This window comes from Pseudomonas saudimassiliensis (assembly GCF_000939975.1).
Lineage (GTDB): Bacteria > Pseudomonadota > Gammaproteobacteria > Pseudomonadales > Pseudomonadaceae > Halopseudomonas > Halopseudomonas saudimassiliensis.
Genome location: NZ_LK391969.1, coordinates 650,547 through 666,808, shown reverse-complemented (window position 1 = coordinate 666,808; position 16,262 = coordinate 650,547). Strand labels below are relative to the sequence as shown.

Annotated in this window: 12 protein-coding genes; 4 read left to right on the top strand and 8 right to left on the bottom strand. The window is 63.6% G+C overall.

The features are described from left to right. Window positions 1–5 precede the first annotated feature (5 nt). Together treS and glgB are read left to right on the top strand one after the other, a co-directional pair. Window positions 6–3,344: a maltose alpha-D-glucosyltransferase gene (gene treS, locus VG99_RS03165; protein ID WP_044498287.1), complete on the top strand. Its 3,339-nt coding sequence runs from the start codon at window positions 6–8 to the stop codon at window positions 3,342–3,344. Continuing rightward, window positions 3,322–5,508: a 1,4-alpha-glucan branching protein GlgB gene (gene glgB, locus VG99_RS03160; protein WP_044498285.1), complete on the top strand. Its 2,187-nt coding sequence runs from the start codon at window positions 3,322–3,324 to the stop codon at window positions 5,506–5,508. Before treS ends, glgB begins: the two co-directional genes overlap by 23 nt. Before the next feature lie 73 nt (window positions 5,509–5,581). Here glgB and holA read toward each other — a convergent pair whose 3' ends face one another. The 3 genes from holA to leuS are packed head-to-tail and all read right to left on the bottom strand — an operon-like array spanning window position 5,582 to window position 9,795. Next, a complete protein-coding gene (holA, locus tag VG99_RS03155) occupies window positions 5,582–6,619 on the bottom strand; it encodes a DNA polymerase III subunit delta (protein ID WP_044498284.1) in 1,038 nt (345 codons plus the stop codon). Window positions 6,620–6,622: 3 nt separating this feature from the next. Further along, window positions 6,623–7,168, bottom strand: coding sequence for an LPS-assembly lipoprotein LptE (locus VG99_RS03150; protein ID WP_052508676.1), 546 nt, complete (start codon window positions 7,166–7,168; stop codon window positions 6,623–6,625). A gap of 20 nt (window positions 7,169–7,188) precedes the next feature. After that, window positions 7,189–9,795, bottom strand: coding sequence for a leucine--tRNA ligase (gene leuS, locus VG99_RS03145; protein ID WP_044498283.1), 2,607 nt, complete (start codon window positions 9,793–9,795; stop codon window positions 7,189–7,191). A gap of 242 nt (window positions 9,796–10,037) precedes the next feature. Between leuS and VG99_RS03140 the strand changes: the two genes are divergently transcribed. After that, window positions 10,038–10,304, top strand: a complete 267-nt coding sequence (locus VG99_RS03140; RefSeq protein ID WP_158023876.1) for a hypothetical protein — start codon at window positions 10,038–10,040, stop codon at window positions 10,302–10,304. Here the strand turns inward: VG99_RS03140 and lnt are convergent. The 5 genes from lnt to miaB form a co-directional block, all read right to left on the bottom strand. Beyond that, window positions 10,266–11,792 (bottom strand): apolipoprotein N-acyltransferase, encoded by a 1,527-nt coding sequence (gene lnt / locus VG99_RS03135; protein ID WP_044498281.1) that lies wholly within the window; start codon window positions 11,790–11,792, stop codon window positions 10,266–10,268. The two genes, VG99_RS03140 and lnt, sit on opposite strands and share 39 nt — an antisense overlap. Before the next feature lie 15 nt (window positions 11,793–11,807). Beyond that, window positions 11,808–12,647 carry an HlyC/CorC family transporter gene (locus VG99_RS03130; RefSeq protein WP_044498280.1) on the bottom strand — a complete coding sequence of 280 codons (840 nt, stop codon included), beginning with the start codon at window positions 12,645–12,647 and terminating at the stop codon, window positions 11,808–11,810. Window positions 12,648–12,660: 13 nt separating this feature from the next. Continuing rightward, window positions 12,661–13,119 carry an rRNA maturation RNase YbeY gene (gene ybeY / locus VG99_RS03125; RefSeq protein ID WP_044498279.1) on the bottom strand — a complete coding sequence of 153 codons (459 nt, stop codon included), beginning with the start codon at window positions 13,117–13,119 and terminating at the stop codon, window positions 12,661–12,663. Next, window positions 13,109–14,122, bottom strand: coding sequence for a PhoH family protein (locus VG99_RS03120; protein WP_044498278.1), 1,014 nt, complete (start codon window positions 14,120–14,122; stop codon window positions 13,109–13,111). Before VG99_RS03120 ends, ybeY begins: the two co-directional genes overlap by 11 nt. Before the next feature lie 120 nt (window positions 14,123–14,242). After that, window positions 14,243–15,583 carry a tRNA (N6-isopentenyl adenosine(37)-C2)-methylthiotransferase MiaB gene (gene miaB, locus VG99_RS03115; RefSeq protein WP_044498277.1) on the bottom strand — a complete coding sequence of 447 codons (1,341 nt, stop codon included), beginning with the start codon at window positions 15,581–15,583 and terminating at the stop codon, window positions 14,243–14,245. A gap of 328 nt (window positions 15,584–15,911) precedes the next feature. Between miaB and VG99_RS03110 the strand changes: the two genes are divergently transcribed. Next, window positions 15,912–16,253, top strand: coding sequence for a DUF1820 family protein (locus VG99_RS03110; RefSeq protein ID WP_044498275.1), 342 nt, complete (start codon window positions 15,912–15,914; stop codon window positions 16,251–16,253). Window positions 16,254–16,262: the final 9 nt, after the last annotated feature.

The following is a 16,262-nucleotide window of genomic DNA, read 5'->3' as shown; positions in this document are numbered from 1 at the left end:
AAAACATGGCAAGACGAGCCCGAGCACCAGCCTTTCTCAATGACCCGTGCTGGTACAAGGACGCAATCATCTACCAGATTCACGTCAAATCCTTTTTCGATGCCAACAATGATGGCATTGGCGATTTCGCCGGTCTGATCCAGAAGCTGGACTATATTGTCGATCTTGGCGTGAATACCCTGTGGTTATTGCCCTTCTATCCTTCTCCCCGCCGCGATGACGGCTACGACATCGCCGATTATCGTGGGGTACATCCGGACTACGGTACCATGGCGGATGTGCGCCGGTTCATTCGCGAGGCGCACAAGCGCGGCCTGCGGGTGATCACCGAGCTGGTCATCAACCACACCTCGGACCAGCACCCCTGGTTCCAACGGGCACGGCACGCGCCCAAGGGCTCGCCTGCGCGCAACTTCTATGTCTGGTCCGATACCGACCAGATCTACCAGGGCACGCGGATCATCTTCCTCGATACCGAAAAGTCCAACTGGACCTGGGACCCGGTCGCCGGCCAGTTCTTCTGGCATCGCTTCTATTCCCACCAGCCCGACCTGAACTTCGATAACCCTCAGGTGCTGCGCGCCGTACTATCGGTAATGCGGTACTGGCTGGACATGGGCGTGGACGGCATGCGCCTGGATGCCATCCCCTATCTGATCGAGCGGGACGGCACCAACAACGAGAACCTGCCGGAAACCCATGAGGTGCTGAAGAAGATCCGCGCCGAGCTGGACGCGCACTATCCCGACCGCATGCTGCTGGCCGAGGCCAACCAGTGGCCGGAAGATACCCAGTTGTACTTTGGTGGCGAAGATGGCGGACCCGGCGACGAATGTCACATGGCCTTCCACTTTCCGCTGATGCCGCGCATGTACATGGCCATCGCCCAGGAAGACCGCTTCCCGATTACCGATATCCTGCGCCAGACCCCGGAGATCCCGGAGAACTGCCAGTGGGCCATCTTCCTGCGCAACCACGACGAGCTCACCCTGGAAATGGTGACCGACCGGGAGCGCGACTATCTGTGGAACTACTACGCCGCAGACCGCCGCGCGCGGATCAACCTGGGGATCCGGCGGCGCCTGGCGCCCCTGGTGGAGCGCGACCGGCGGCGCATTGAGCTGCTGAACAGCCTGCTGCTGTCCATGCCCGGCACGCCGACCCTGTATTACGGTGATGAGATCGGGATGGGTGACAATATCTTCCTGGGCGACCGGGACGGGGTGCGCACCCCCATGCAATGGTCCACCGACCGCAATGGCGGCTTCTCCCGGGCCGACCCCGCGAGCATGGTGCTACCGCCCATCATGGATCCGCTGTATGGCTATCAGACCGTGAACGTGGAAGCCCAGGCCCGCGATGCCCACTCCCTGCTGAACTGGACCCGCCGCATGCTGACAGTGCGCAAGCAGCAGCAGGCCTTTGGCCGCGGCACCCTGAAGATGCTGGCGCCGGCCAACCGCAAGATCATCGCCTACCTGCGCGAATTCACCACTGAGGAGGGGCGCCACGAGCTCATTCTCTGCGTCGCCAACCTGTCCCGGGCGGCCCAGGCGACCGAGCTGGACCTGTCGGCCTGGGCGGGCAAGGTGCCGGTCGAGATGTTGGGGGGCAGCAGCTTCCCGCCGATCGGCCAGCTGCCTTACCTGCTGACGCTGCCGCCTTACGGTTTCTACTGGTTTGTGCTGGCGGACGAGAGCCAGATGCCGAGCTGGCATACCGAGCCGGTGCAGCCGATGCCGGAACTGGCCACCCTGGTGATCAAACACGACATGGCCGACCTGCTCAAGGATGCCTGCCGCCGGGTGCTGGAGCGCGAAACCCTGCCGCAGTGGCTGGGCAAGCGCCGTTGGTTCTCCGCCCCAGCGCAGGGCCGCGAAGCGGTCCGCCTGCTGTATGTCATTCCCTTCTGTGAACAGGGCGAGCCCTGCGTACTTTGCGAAATTGCCGTAGGTGATCAGCACTACCAGATACCCCTGGGCTACCTGCCGGAAGACGCGCCGTCCGACCCCGCTGGCCACGCCGCCGCCCTGGCCTTGGCGCGCCTGCGCCGGGGCCCGAAGTTGGGCCTGTTGACCGATGCGGCCATGCTGCCGGGCTTCACCCGCAAGGTGATCGACAGCCTTCGCCAGAACCAGGCCTGGGAGGAACAGGGCCAGCAGATCCGCTTTATTGCCGGTCCCAAGCTGGCGGAACTGGAGGACCGACCTGACGAGGAAATCCTGCCGCTGGCAGTGGAGCAGTCCAATAGCTCGGTGCTGATCGGCGAGCGCATGATGCTCAAGGTGATTCGCCGGGTCATGCCGGGGGTGCATCCGGAAATCGAGGTGGGTAGCTTTCTCACCGAGCGTGAGTTCCCTGCCATCGCCCCGTTGCTCGGTCAGGTACAGCGGATAGACGAGTCCGGCGAAATTCACACGCTGATGATCCTTCAGGGTTATGTCGACAGCCAGGGGGATGCCTGGCAGTGGACTCGCGATACCCTGGAGCGCGCCATCCGCGATCAGTTGGCGGGGGGCATGTCCGAACAGGAGAACCAATTCATCGCCCTGGCGGAACTGGAGTCCTTCGCCGGAACGCTCGGCCGTAGGCTGGGTCAGATGCATCTGTTGCTGGCTGATCCGGAAGGCGGCGACGGCTTCGGCTATGTGATCGCCGACGAGGGCGATTGCGCCCAATGGGCCGCCCACATCCGTGAGCAGCTGGACGCCGCCTTCGATGCCATCGAGCAGCCCCCGGCCCAGCCGGACACGACGGCTGCCCGGCAGGCAGCCTGGCTGCTGGAGCGGCGTGCGGCATTGGGCGAGGCCCTGGGCGAGCTGGCGCAGCAGTGCGCCGGTGGCGTGCGCATTCGGGTGCACGGTGATCTGCACCTCGGGCAGGTGCTGGTGGTGCAGGGCGATGCCTGTTTCATCGATTTTGAAGGCGAGCCGACCCGCAGTCTGGAACAGCGCCGGGAGCGTCATAGCCCGATGAAGGATGTCACCGGCATGCTCCGCTCGTTCGACTATGCTGCTGCCATGGCCCTGCGCAGTGCCCACGGCACCGACCACTCGGAGCAGGCCCAGGAAGCCCGCCAGCAGATCTGCGCCGCCTACCGGGAGCAGGCGGTAGCGGCGTTCCTGGAGGCTTATCTGGACGCCACTACCGAAATGCCCCATCGCTGGTCGGAGCAGGGCGTGCAGGCGGCACTGACCCTGTTCAGCATCGAAAAGGCGGCTTATGAGGTTTCTTACGAGGCCAGCTATCGGCCTGAATGGCTGGACGTACCCCTAGAAGGATTGACGAATCTATGCAAATCGCTGACGGAGAACGGCATTGATGAGCCATGGGATGAGCAGTGACAACGGGGATATCCAGGCCCTGATCCGGGCCGAGCACGGCAATCCCTTTGCCTTCCTCGGACCCCACCAGCGGGACGGGGTAACCCTGGTACGCACCTGGCAGCCAGGGGCGCTGGAAGTGGAATTGCTCGACGAGAGCGGCCAGCTGCTGACCCGGATGGATGAACCGGTACCGGGGCTGTTTGTGGCCGAACTCGGGCAACCCCAGTCCTACCGCCTGCGTATCCACTGGAGCGGCGGCCTGCAGGAGACCGAGGACCCCTATGCCTTCGGTCCCCAGCTGGGCGAGATGGATATCTACCTGTTCAACGAGGGCAACCACCGCCGGCTCGGCCGCTGCTTCGGCGCGCAGCCCTGGGTGGCCGATGGCGTGGCGGGCGTCCGCTTCGCGGTCTGGGCGCCCAATGCCCGTCGGGTCTCGGTGGTGGGTAATTTCAACAGCTGGGACGGTCGCCGGCACCCCATGCGGCTGCATCCGGGTGGGGGTGTCTGGGAGCTGTTCATCCCCCGGCTTGGGGCAGGCGAAGTCTACAAGTACGAGATTCTTGGCCGCGACGGGGTATTACCGCTCAAGGCCGACCCGGTCGCTCTGGCCACTGAACGGCCGCCGGCTACCGGCTCGGTCGTGGCCGCCAGCATGGACTTCCAGTGGGATGATGAGCAGTGGATGGCCGAGCGTGCTGAACGCCAGGCTCATGGGCGCCCCATCAGTATCTACGAAGTGCATACCGGGTCCTGGCGCCAGACCAGCGACAGCGACGGCGAACCCCTGAGCTGGGCGCAGTTGGCCGAACAACTGATCCCCTACGTGCAGGAAATGGGCTTTACCCATGTGGAATTGCTGCCGGTCATGGAGCATCCCTTCGGCGGCTCCTGGGGTTACCAGCCGCTATCCCAGTTCGCCCCCACGGCGCGCCACGGTACGCCAGCGGACTTCGCGGCCTTTGTCAACGCCTGCCACGCGGCCGGCATTGGCGTGATTCTGGACTGGGTGCCGGCGCACTTCCCCGGTGACGCCCATGGCCTGGGGCTGTTCGATGGCACGGCGCTCTATGAATACGCGCACCCCTTCGAAGGCTGGCACCCGGACTGGGACACCCATATCTACAACCTGGGCCGTACCGAGGTGCATGGCTTCATGCTAGCCTCGGCGCTGCACTGGTTGCGGGAATACCATGTGGACGGGCTGCGGGTCGATGCGGTGGCGTCCATGCTCTACCGGGACTATTCGCGCAAGAGTGGCGAGTGGATACCCAACCGCCATGGCGGTCGGGAGAACCTCGAAGCCATCGACTTCCTGCGCCACCTCAACGATGTGGTCGCCAGCGAAATGCCGGGTGCCCTGGTGATCGCCGAGGAGTCCACCGCCTGGCCGGGCGTCAGTCATCCGACCCGGGAGGGCGGGCTGGGCTTCAGCGGCAAATGGAACATGGGCTGGATGCACGACACCCTCAACTACATCAAGGAAGACCCGCTTAACCGGCGCTATCATCATCAGCAGATCACCTTCGGCCTGCTGTACGCCTTTACCGAGCACTTCATCCTGCCCATTTCCCATGATGAGGTGGTGCATGGCAAGGGCTCACTGCTGGGCAAGATGCCCGGCGACCGCTGGCAGCAGTTCGCCAACCTGCGGTTGTACCTGTCCTTCATGTGGAGCCACCCGGGCAAGAAGCTGCTGTTCATGGGCTGCGAATTCGGTCAGTGGCGGGAATGGAGTCACGATAACCCCCTGGACTGGTATCTGCTGAACCAGGACGACCACCGTGGGGTGCATGATCTGGTGCGGCAGTTGAACCGGATCTACGCTGAACACCCGGCCTTGCACCAGCGCGATCACAGCGCCGATGGCTTCCAGTGGCTGATCGGCGACGACAACAGCAACAGCGTCTACGCCTGGTTACGGCGAGGGGACGAGGGTGCCATGGTACTGGTGGTACATAACTTCACCCCGGTGGTGCGCAGCAACTATGTCGTCGGAGTGCCGGAGGCCGGCGCCTGGCGCGTCCTGCTCAACAGTGACGACCACGCCTTTGTCGGCTCGGGGGCGGGCAGCATGGGGGAAGTGTGGACCGAGGAACGGGAGAGCCACGGCCAACCCTGTTCACTGCGCCTGGAACTGCCGCCGCTGGGGACGCTGATCCTGGCTCAACCGCAGGATTGAAGGGAGGGCGCGCCGGGTCAGGGGTCCGGCGTATGCCAATACCTGATCCGGCACCGCGGATGTTCAGCTGGACTCAGCCCGCAACCAGGGGTAAACGGGCTCCTGCGGCCTGGACCACGATCAGTGCCAGGCTATCCCAGGGCGAGCCGGGCGCCTGGCCCTTGATCTGTTCGTCGGTCTGCTGCGCGAGCCGCAGCAGGCTTTCCCAGACCTTCACCGGATGCCGCTGCAGGGCCCGGGCCAGCAAGGGCTTGCGCTTGTCCCATACTGGGGGGCGCTGGCTGGCAAAGACCTTGTCCTGGGGAATGCCGCGGGCGACATCGTGGGCCATATTGTGCAGGCTGCGTAACTCCCGGGTCACCGCCCAGAGCACCACCGGTGCTTCTACACCTTCGCCCTTGAGCCCATGGAGGATTCGCAGGCCGTGCTGGGGTTCGCCCTGCAGCATGGCGTCGGTAAGGTTGAAGACATCGAACCGGGCGCTGTCGGCCACCACCTGCTGCACTGTCTCCAGATCCAGCTGCCCGCTGGCGCAGAACAACTTGAGCTTCTCGATTTCCTGGGCGGCGGCCAGCAGGTTGCCCTCGACCCGGGCACTGAGCAGGTCCAGCGCGTCGGGGGTGGCATGCAGCCCCGCGGCAGCCAGCCGATCACGCATCCAGCCCGGTAGCTGTTGGGCGTCCACTGGCCAGATCTGCACGAAGCGGCTGTGGTCGTGCTCGATCAACCCCTTGGCCCATTTGCTGCGCTGGGTGCTGCCATCCAGCTTGGGTAGGGTTACCAGCAGCGTGGTGTCCGGCGGTGGGTTGTCCAGCCAGGCCAGCAAGGCCTTGCCGCCCTCATCGCCAGGCTTGCCGCCGGGAATGCGCAGCTCCACCAGCCGCTGCTGGGCGAACAGCGACAGGCTGTGACTGGCGTCGTGCAACTGGCCCCATTCGAAGCTGCGGTCCACGTGGAATACCAGGCGCTCTTCGCAGCCAGCAGCCCGGCAGGCCTGACGGATCAGGTCCGCCGCTTCGCCGCTGAGCAGCGGATCATCGCCGCTGACGACATAGACCGGCGCCAGACCGTCGCCGAGCTGGCGGGGCAGCTGCGTCGCGTTGAGCTTCACCGGTCAGGGAGCCTGCTGGTCCAGCGACTGTTCGCGGTTGGCGAGGTCCCGCGCGGAGATGCTCGACAGGCGGAACATCAGCTGGCGTGTCAGGTCCTGGAGCATTTCCCGGTGCAGCAGGGCTTCCTCTTCGCTGGTGCCGACCAGGTTGTCCTTGTCGTTGACGTAGACCCGCTGGGTCGACAGGGTTTCTGGCCCGACCAGGGGGCGGCCCTGGCGATCGCTGATCTGGAACACCAGTTCGCTGGTCAGCTCGTACTCGGCCGGGGTCGAGCGGTAGGTATAGGTGACCGCCCGGCGTTCCCGGGTCTCATCCAGCAGCTGGAGCCGGTAGGGCGCCGCACTGCGCACATCCACCCCGTTGACCTGCAGCGCTTCGAGCACGCTTTGGTAGGTGGGGCCGTAGCTGTTGCGCGCGGTGACATTCAGTTCATCCAGCTTGACGCTGTCGACCCCGGTGCCGCGCAGGTGGAAACCGCAGGCGCTGAGCAGCAGGGTGGCGCCGAGCAGGGCGCAGCTCAGCAGATGACGTGGACGTTGCAGTGGCATGCCGATTTCTCCGTTGCGTATCAGTTGGCGACAATATTGACCAGCTTGCCCGGCACCACAATCACCTTGCGGATGCTCAGACCTTCGGTAAAGCGCAGCACGTTCTCATTCACCCGGGCCGCGGCTTCCACCGCCTCACGGCTGGCATCGGCCGGCACCTGGAGATGGCCACGCAGCTTGCCGTTGACCTGGATAACCAGGTCCAGGCTGTCCTGGACCAGGGCGCTTTCGTCCAGTACCGGCCAGGGCGCATCGATCACCGGGGTGTCATGGCCCAGCGCTTGCCACAGGGCATGGGCGATGTGCGGCGTAATGGGGGCCAGCAGCAAGGTAACGGTTTCCAGACCTTCCTGGAGCACGGCGCGGTCCTGCTCATCGCCCTGGGCCGCCTTTTCCAACACATTCATCAGGGTCATGACCGCAGCGATGGCGGTGTTGAACTTGTGATGCTGGCCGATATCCTGGCTGGCCTGGCGGATAGCCAGGTGGGTGGCGCGGCGTACGGTCTTCTGGGCATCGGTGAGGCTGGCAGTGCTCAGCGCACCGGGCCGGCCGCCGCTGACATGCTGCTGGGCCAGGCGCCATACCCGACGCAGGAAGCGCTGGGCACCTTCCACGCCGGAGTCGGACCATTCCAGGCTCATGTCCGGCGGCGAGGCGAACATCATGAACAGCCGGCAGGTATCGGCGCCGTACTGGTCGATCATCGCCTGCGGGTCGACGCCATTGTTCTTCGACTTCGACATCTTCTCGGTACCGCCGATGACCACCGGCTCGCCATCGCTGCTCAAGCGAGCGCTGATGACCTTGCCCTTGGCGTCCCGTTCGATATCGACCTCGGCGGGGTTGTACCAGGTCTTGGCGCCCTTGGCGTCGACCCGGTAATAGGTGTCCGCCAGGACCATGCCCTGGGTCAGCAAATTCTTGAAGGGCTCGTCCGAGTCGACCAGGCCTTCGTCGCGCATCAGCTTGTGGAAGAAGCGGGCATACAGCAGGTGCAGGATGGCGTGCTCGATACCACCGATGTACTGGTCTACCGGTAGCCAGTGGTTGGCTGCCGCCGGGTCAACCAGACCCTGCTGGTAATGGGGGCTGGCAAAGCGGGCGAAGTACCAGGAGCTCTCGACGAAGGTATCCATGGTGTCGGTTTCCCGGCGGGCCGGCTGGTTGCAGCGCGGGCAGGTGCACTCGTAGAACTCGGGCATGCGGGCCAGCGGACTGCCAGCACCATCGGGCACCACGTCTTCGGGCAATATCACCGGCAACTGCTCGTCGGGCACCGGTACATCGCCGCAGTTCGCGCAGTGGATGATCGGGATCGGGCAACCCCAGTAGCGCTGACGGCTGATGCCCCAGTCGCGCAGGCGGTACTGGGTGCGGGGCGCGCCCAATTCCTTTTGCTTGAGGACTTCGCCAATGGCGGTAAAGGCGCTGTCGAAATCGAGGCCGTCGAACTCCTCGGAGTTGATCAGCAGGCCTTTCTCGGCATAAGCGTCCTGCCAGGGCTCGGGGGTGGTATCCCCGGCGGAGGTACGGATAACTGGCTTGATCGGCAGGTGATACTGGGTAGCGAAGGCGAAGTCGCGCTCATCGTGGGCCGGTACGGCCATCACGGCGCCTTCGCCGTAACCCATCAGCACGTAGTTGGCGACCCATACCGGCAGCTTCTCGCCGGTCAGCGGGTGTTCGACGAACAGACTGGTCGGGCGACCCTTCTTTTCTTGGGTGGCAATATCAGCTTCGGACACGCCGCCACGCTTGCATTCATCGATGAACGCCTGCAGTGAAGGATCCTGGGCCGCCGCCTGGGCTGCCAGCGGGTGTTCGGCCGCCACTGCCACGTAGGTGGCACCCATCAGGGTGTCAGGGCGGGTGGTGAAGACCTTGAGCCGGCCGGCGTGGCCGATCGACGCCTGGTCATAGGGGAAGTGGACTTCCATCCCCACCGACTTGCCGATCCAGTTGCGCTGCATGGTCTTGACCTGCTCGGGCCAACCGGTCAGGTCATCCAGCGAGGTCAGCAGCTCTTCCGCATAATCGGTGATGCGGAAGTAGTACATGGGAATCTCGCGCTTCTCGATCAGCGCGCCGCTGCGCCAGCCGCGGCCGTCGATGACCTGCTCGTTGGCCAACACGGTCTGGTCGACCGGGTCCCAGTTGACGGTCCCGTTCTTGCGGTAGATCACGCCCTTCTCGAACAGCTTGGTGAACAGCCACTGTTCCCACCGGTAGTACTCGGGGGTGCAGGTGGCGAATTCGCGGGTCCAGTCGATCGCCAGGCCCAGGCTCTTGAGCTGGTTGCGCATGTAATCGATGTTCGAATAGGTCCAGGCCGCCGGCGCCACCTTGTTGTTCATCGCCGCGTTTTCCGCGGGCATGCCGAAGGCGTCCCAGCCCATGGGCTGGAGCACGTTCTTGCCCTGCATGCGCTGGTAGCGGGCGATCACGTCACCAATGGTGTAGTTGCGCACGTGACCCATGTGCAGCTTGCCGCTCGGGTAGGGGAACATCGACAGGCAGTAATAGGTCTCGCGGCCCGGAGTCTCCTCCACTTTGAAGGCGTCGGTTTGATCCCAGGAGGTCTGGGCGGCGTGTTCGATATCGCGGGGAGAATACTGTTCTTGCATGGGCGTGGACTGTCTGTCGACTCGTATGTCAGGGAAAAAGGGAATGAGGCAGGATACACCACCGGGCTCGGCACAGGTAGGGGCTGTTGCGTTGCCGACCAACGCAGCGGCAAGAAAGGGCAGCCGATGGCTCGGTGCTGCCATTCGTCGCGGGCGGCGCGAAACTCCAAGGTGCGGTCTATGCTGGTGGCAAAGGATGTCCAGCAACCTGGACAGCGAGCAGTCAGTCTATGGAGTACACCATGAAACATGTGCAGCCGGAGCTTCTAGCTGGCAGTCACGATTCTTCGTACGGGCGCCTGTTGCGCCGCCTTGATCACGCCCTGGACGTTGCCCGTACGCGCCAATGGCTGGCGGGGCAGCCCAGCGCGCCAGCCGAGCTGGAAGTCTACGGTCTGAGCAAACAGGACATGGAATTGCTTCGGCAGATCCTCCGCACCATGGCCCTGGAACCGGCAGCGGCCTCGCTGTCAGTGCTTGCGGCGTACGAAGACGCAGCCCAGCAGTAGCATCACCACCAGTGCCCCCAGCGGCCAACTGCCCCAGCGCAACCAGGGGGTCAAGCCCTCCCGCGGCTCCACCTGGCCGTGCAGCGCAGCCTGGGTGAATTGGGGAATCCGGGCGGTGATGTGGCCTTGATGGTCGATCAGTGCAGTGACGCCGTTGTTGGTCCCGCGGATCATCCAGCGGCCACTTTCAATCGCCCGCATGCGCGCCATCTGCAGGTGTTGCAGCGGCCCGATGGATTTGCCGAACCAGCTGTCGTTGCTGATGCTGATCAGCAGTTCGCTCTCGGCTGCCAGCCGGGCAGCGAAATCGGGATAGACGGTTTCATAGCAGATCAGCGGTGCCAGACGGTGGCCGGCGGCTTCCAGCGGCGCCTGCTGCGCTGGCCCGCGGGAAAAGTTCGACATCGGCAGATCGAAAAAGGCAATCAGGCCGCGCAGCACATCCTCCAGCGGCACATACTCGCCGAAGGGCACCAGCTTGTGCTTGAGGTACTGGCTGGTGTTTTCGCCGGCGACCATGATGCCGTTGTAGATGCGCATCTGGCCGTCGCTGTCGCGCTGGTCCACCGGAATCCCGGTGATCAGGGTCGTGCCCTGCTGCGCGAGGTTGGCCGCCATGCCCTGGACGAACGGCATAGCGTTGCTGCTGAGCACCGGCACTGCGGTTTCCGGCCAGAGCACCAGGTCGGCCTGTTGGGCATAGGTCATGTCCCGATAGGTGGCCAGGGTGTAGTCGATATGGGCGGGATCCCATTTGCGCGATTGTTCGATATCGGCCTGGATCAGGGCTACTGTCAGCGGCTTGCCGATCGGCTGGGTCCATTCAACCTGGGCGAGCAGGGCGCCACCGCCCCAGATGGCAATCAATGAGGTCGCTGCGGCCAGGCCATGGGCACGGCGGCGCCACAGCGTACCCTCGCTGAGCAGGCAGGCACTGAACACACTGAGAAAACCGGCCAGCCAGACGCCACCCAGAGGCGCCCAGCCCACCAGCCAGGTATCCGTGTGGGCGTAGCCCTGATACAGCCAGGGGAAGCCGGTGAGAAACCAGCTGCGAAAGAATTCCTGGGCCACCCAGAGCGCGGCGAAACCGCCACAGGCCAGCCAGCCGTGCTGCCCAGGGCGCAACCAGCGCGCCCAGATCCAGGTGGCCGTTGCCGGAATGAGCGCCAGGCCGGCGACCAGGCCGCCAGTCAACAGCGCCGCCAACGCTGGCGGCGCATAGCCGTGCACATGGATGCTGACATAGACCCAGGATATTCCACTGAGAAACAGCCCCAACCCCCAGCACCAGCCGCGCCACAGCGCTTGGCGTCCATTCAGTTCCCGCACGCCCTGGTACAGCAGGGCGGCGGAAACCAGTGCCAGCGGCCAGATATCGAAGGGAGTGAAGGACAGTGTGGTAAGCGCTCCGGCGAGCAGGGCGATTACATCGCCCGACCAACCGGGACTGCGCACCAGGCGGAGCAGCTGGTAAACGGGATTCATGGATGCTCGCAGAGGTCAGGCCTGAATGACGGAAACCCGCAGCAGATGCACGCGGCGGCTATCGGCATTGAGGATGCGTACACGGAATCCATCGAGTTCGACAATCTCGTTGCGCTTGGGCAGATGACCGAAGGCGTTCATGACCAGGCCGCCGAAGGTGTCGAACTCCTCATCGGAGAAGTCGGTATTGAACTGCTCGTTGAACTCCTCGATCGGCGTCAGGCCCTTGACCAGGAAATCGCCGGTGGGCAGTTCCTTGATGTAGTCCTCGTCGTCGATATCGTGCTCGTCCTCGATGTCGCCGACGATCTGCTCCAGTACATCCTCAATGGTGATCAAACCCGACACGCCGCCATATTCGTCGATGACGATGGCCATATGGTTATGGGTCGAGCGAAATTCCTTGAGCAGCACATTCAGCCGCTTGGACTCGGGCACGCAGGTGGCCGGGCGCAGCACATCCTTGATATTGAAACGGTCGGTATTGTCTTCCAGCAGCAGCGGCAGCAGATCCTTGGCCAGCAGGATGCCGAGCACGTCATCGATGCTTTCGCCGATCACCGGGAAGCGGGAGTGCGCCGCTTCGATGACCGAGGGCAGGAATTCACGGGGCGTCTGGGCGGCCTTGATGGTGCTCATCTGCGATCGCGGGATCATGATGTCCCGCACCTGCATGTCGGCGACCTGCAAGGCGCCCTCGATGATCGCCAGCGCCTCGACATCGAGGACCTCGTTGCGCTGGGCCTCGCGCAGCAGCTCCAGCAGCTCCTGGCGGTTGCGGGGTTCATGGACAAAAGCCTGGGTCAGTCTCTCCAGCCAGGACTTCTGTCCGGTGCTCGATCGATCGTCGTTCATGGGTTGTTACTCATCACTCTTCGATTTCAAGGTAGGGATCGGCGATGCCCAGTTCGGCCAGCAGCTGGCGTTCCAGCGCTTCCATGGCCTCGGCTTCGTCGTCTTCAATGTGGTCATGACCCAGCAGATGCAGGCAGCCATGGATGACCATATGGGCCCAGTGCGCCTCCGCCGGCTTGCCCTGCTCGGCGGCTTCCCGGTTGACCACGGGCACGCAGATGACCAGATCACCCAGCAGCGGGATCTCCAGTTCAGGGGGCAGGTCAGCGGGGAAGGACAGCACATTGGTGGGGTAGTCCCGGTGCCGGTACTCACTGTTCAATGCCTGGCTTTCCTCGGCATCGACCAGGCGAATGGTCAGTTCATGGTCAGGCTTGTCGCGCAGGGCCAGGGCGGCCCATCGTAACAAGCTGTCATCATCGGGTTGACCAGGGGCGTCAGTTGCCCTTTGTATGTCTACCTCAATGGTCATCGCGGCGCTCCCTGCGCTCCTGTTCCTGGCGGTTGTCGAAGCGGTCGTAAGCCTCGACGATGCGTTGGACCAGCGGATGGCGAACCACGTCCTTGGACTTGAAATGGGTAAAGCCGATGCCTTTCACGTCCTTGAGCACATCAATCACGTGATTGAGGCCCGAACGCGTGCCGCGGGGCAGGTCGACCTGGGTGATATCGCCGGTGATCACCGCGGTGGAGCCGAAGCCGATGCGGGTCAGGAACATCTTCATCTGTTCCAGCGTGGTGTTCTGGCTCTCGTCGAGGATGATGAAGCTGTTGTTCAGGGTACGCCCGCGCATATAGGCCAGCGGGGCCACCTCGATCACCTGTTTCTCGATCAGCTTGGCAACCTGTTCGAAGCCGAGCATTTCGTAGAGCGCATCGTACAGCGGGCGCAGGTAGGGATCGATCTTCTGCGACAGGTCGCCGGGCAGGAAGCCCAGCTTCTCGCCGGCCTCGACTGCCGGGCGCACCAGCAGGATACGGCGGATCTGTTCGCGCTCCAGGGCATCCACGGCGCAGGCGACCGCCAGGTAGGTCTTGCCGGTACCGGCCGGGCCAATGCCGAAGTTGATATCGTGCTCCTGGATCGAGCGCACATAGGCCTGCTGGTTCGGCCCACGGGGCTGGATGGTCATGCGCTTGGTGCGCAGCACCACCGGCTTCTGACCATCGCTGTGCTGCAGCGATTCGCTGAGGTTTTCCAGGCCCGACTCCTGCAGATACAGGTGCACGGTATCCGGCGGCAGATCCCGGTTGTCCCGGGTCTCGCGATAGAGCTGACGCAGGACCGCCTCGGCGGAGCGGGTGATGGCAGGGTCGCCGATCAACTCGAAATGGTTGCCGCGGTTGCGGACTTCGATGCCGAGGCGTTGCTCGATCATGCGGAGGTTTTCATCGAACTGGCCGCAGAGACTGGCGAAGCGCCGGGGGTCCACGGGCTCGATGCTGAAGCGATGAATAGTCAAGGGAACGTTCAAATTAGTCCGTTTTGGGCCGTGTGGCGATCAGGAAATCACAGCATAGCGCGCAAACCGGGCTATGCAAAGACAGGCGATGAGCTGCTGCCCGCGCTGGCGGGCGGCAGCTCGTGGTCCGGTTCACTGTACCGTTTCGGCTAGCAAGCTGCCACGCAGGGAGTGGGGCAGGGCCTCGTCGACGTGGACATCGACGAACTGGCCGATCAGCAGCGGATTATCGCAGCGGAAGTTGACGATGCGGTTATGCTCGGTGCGGCCCTGCAGCATGCCCGGGTCCTTCTTCGAATAGTCGGTCACCAGGATGCGCTGGGTGCTGCCGACCATGCGCCGACTGTTCTCGAAGCCCTGCTGGTTCAGGCGTGCCTGGAGGATCTGCAGGCGCTGCTTCTTGACCTCGACCGGGGTATCGTCGGGCAGGTCGGAGGCGGGCGTGCCGGGGCGAGCGCTATAGATGAAAGAATAGGAGAAATCGAAGCCGACTTCCTCCACCAGCTTCATGGTCTGTTCGAAGTCCCGGTCGGTCTCGCCGGGGAAGCCGACGATGAAGTCCGAGCTGAGAATGATGTCCGGTACTGCAGCCTTGAGCTTGCGCACACGGGACTTGTATTCCAGGGCGGTGTGGTTGCGCTTCATGCCCGCCAGTACCCGGTCGGAGCCGGATTGCACCGGCAGGTGCAGGTACTTGACCAGTTCAGGCACTTCCGCGTGGGCCTGGATCAGGCTGTCGGAAAACTCCAGCGGGTGCGAGGTGGTGTAGCGGATGCGGTCGATGCCATCGATTTCCGCAATCACCCGGATCAGATCCGCCAGGTCGGCGATGCCGCCGTCATGGGTCTGGCCGCGGTAACCGTTGACGTTCTGGCCCAGCAGGGTGATTTCGCGCACGCCGTTCTCGGCCAGGTGCACGCATTCGGCCAGCACGTCGTCGAAGGGCCGGCTGACTTCCTCGCCGCGGGTGTAGGGCACCACGCAGAAGCTGCAGTATTTGCTGCAGCCTTCCATGACCGATACAAAGGCGGTGGGGCCATTGACCTGGGGCTCGGGCAGACGGTCGAACTTCTCGATTTCCGGGAAGGATACGTCGACCTGGGCGGTCCCGGTGGAGCGCGCTGCGTTGATCATTTCCGGCAGACGGTGCAGGGTCTGAGGTCCGAAGACTACATCCACGTAGGAGGCGCGGTCGCGGATCGCCGTGCCTTCCTGGCTGGCCACGCAGCCGCCAACGCCAATGATGAGGTCCGGGTTCTTCTCTTTCAGCGGCCGCCAGCGGCCCAGTTCGGAAAACACCTTTTCCTGGGCCTTCTCGCGAATCGAGCAGGTGTTGAGCAGGATGACATCCGCCTCGTCGGGGCGGTCGGTCAGCTCCATTGCCTGATGTTCGCCGAGCAGGTCTGCCATGCGCGAGCTGTCATACTCGTTCATCTGGCAACCGTGGGTCTGGATAAAGAGTTTCTTGGCCATGGGATCCGTGCGGGTGGTTCATGAAGAAAAACGGCGATTATACACGGATGGCCAGGACAATGTGATGGCTCCTGGGCGGTTCGAGCACCCGCTCGTATCAATGGTAGCCGGTGTGATAGCTGTGGTCGGTCGGCGCCGCTCATCGGGCAGATGTTGTCCCTGCCACCGCTGCTTCCCCGGACGCTCCGGCGCAGCCCGACATCCGCCTCGACGCCCCTCATCGCTTGTTGCCTGAGCGATCGTTCTTGCAGATATGCTATGATCCGCGACCTTTGGCCGGGCATCGGCCACCGGCAGTCCCATCCATGTTGTCCCGTATGTGAGTTTCATGAGCAAAGACAAGCAGCAACCCATCTTCCGGGTGATTTTCATCAACCAGGGTCAGGTATACGAACTGTACGCACGGCAGATATTCCAGAGTGAGCTGTGGGGCTTCCTGGAAATCGAGGAGCTGGTGTTCGGTGAGCGTTCGCAGATGCTGGTCGATCCGGGCGAGGAAAAGCTCAAGAGCCAGTTCGAAGGCGTCAACCGCAGCTTCATTCCGCTGCAGGCCATAGTGCGAATCGATGAAGTCGAGCGGGTAGGGCAAGCCAAGATCAGCGAGGCCAAGGGCGGCAGCAATATCATGTCCTTCCCCATGCCGCCGGGGCCAGGACCGAGCAACAACTGATCCGCGCCT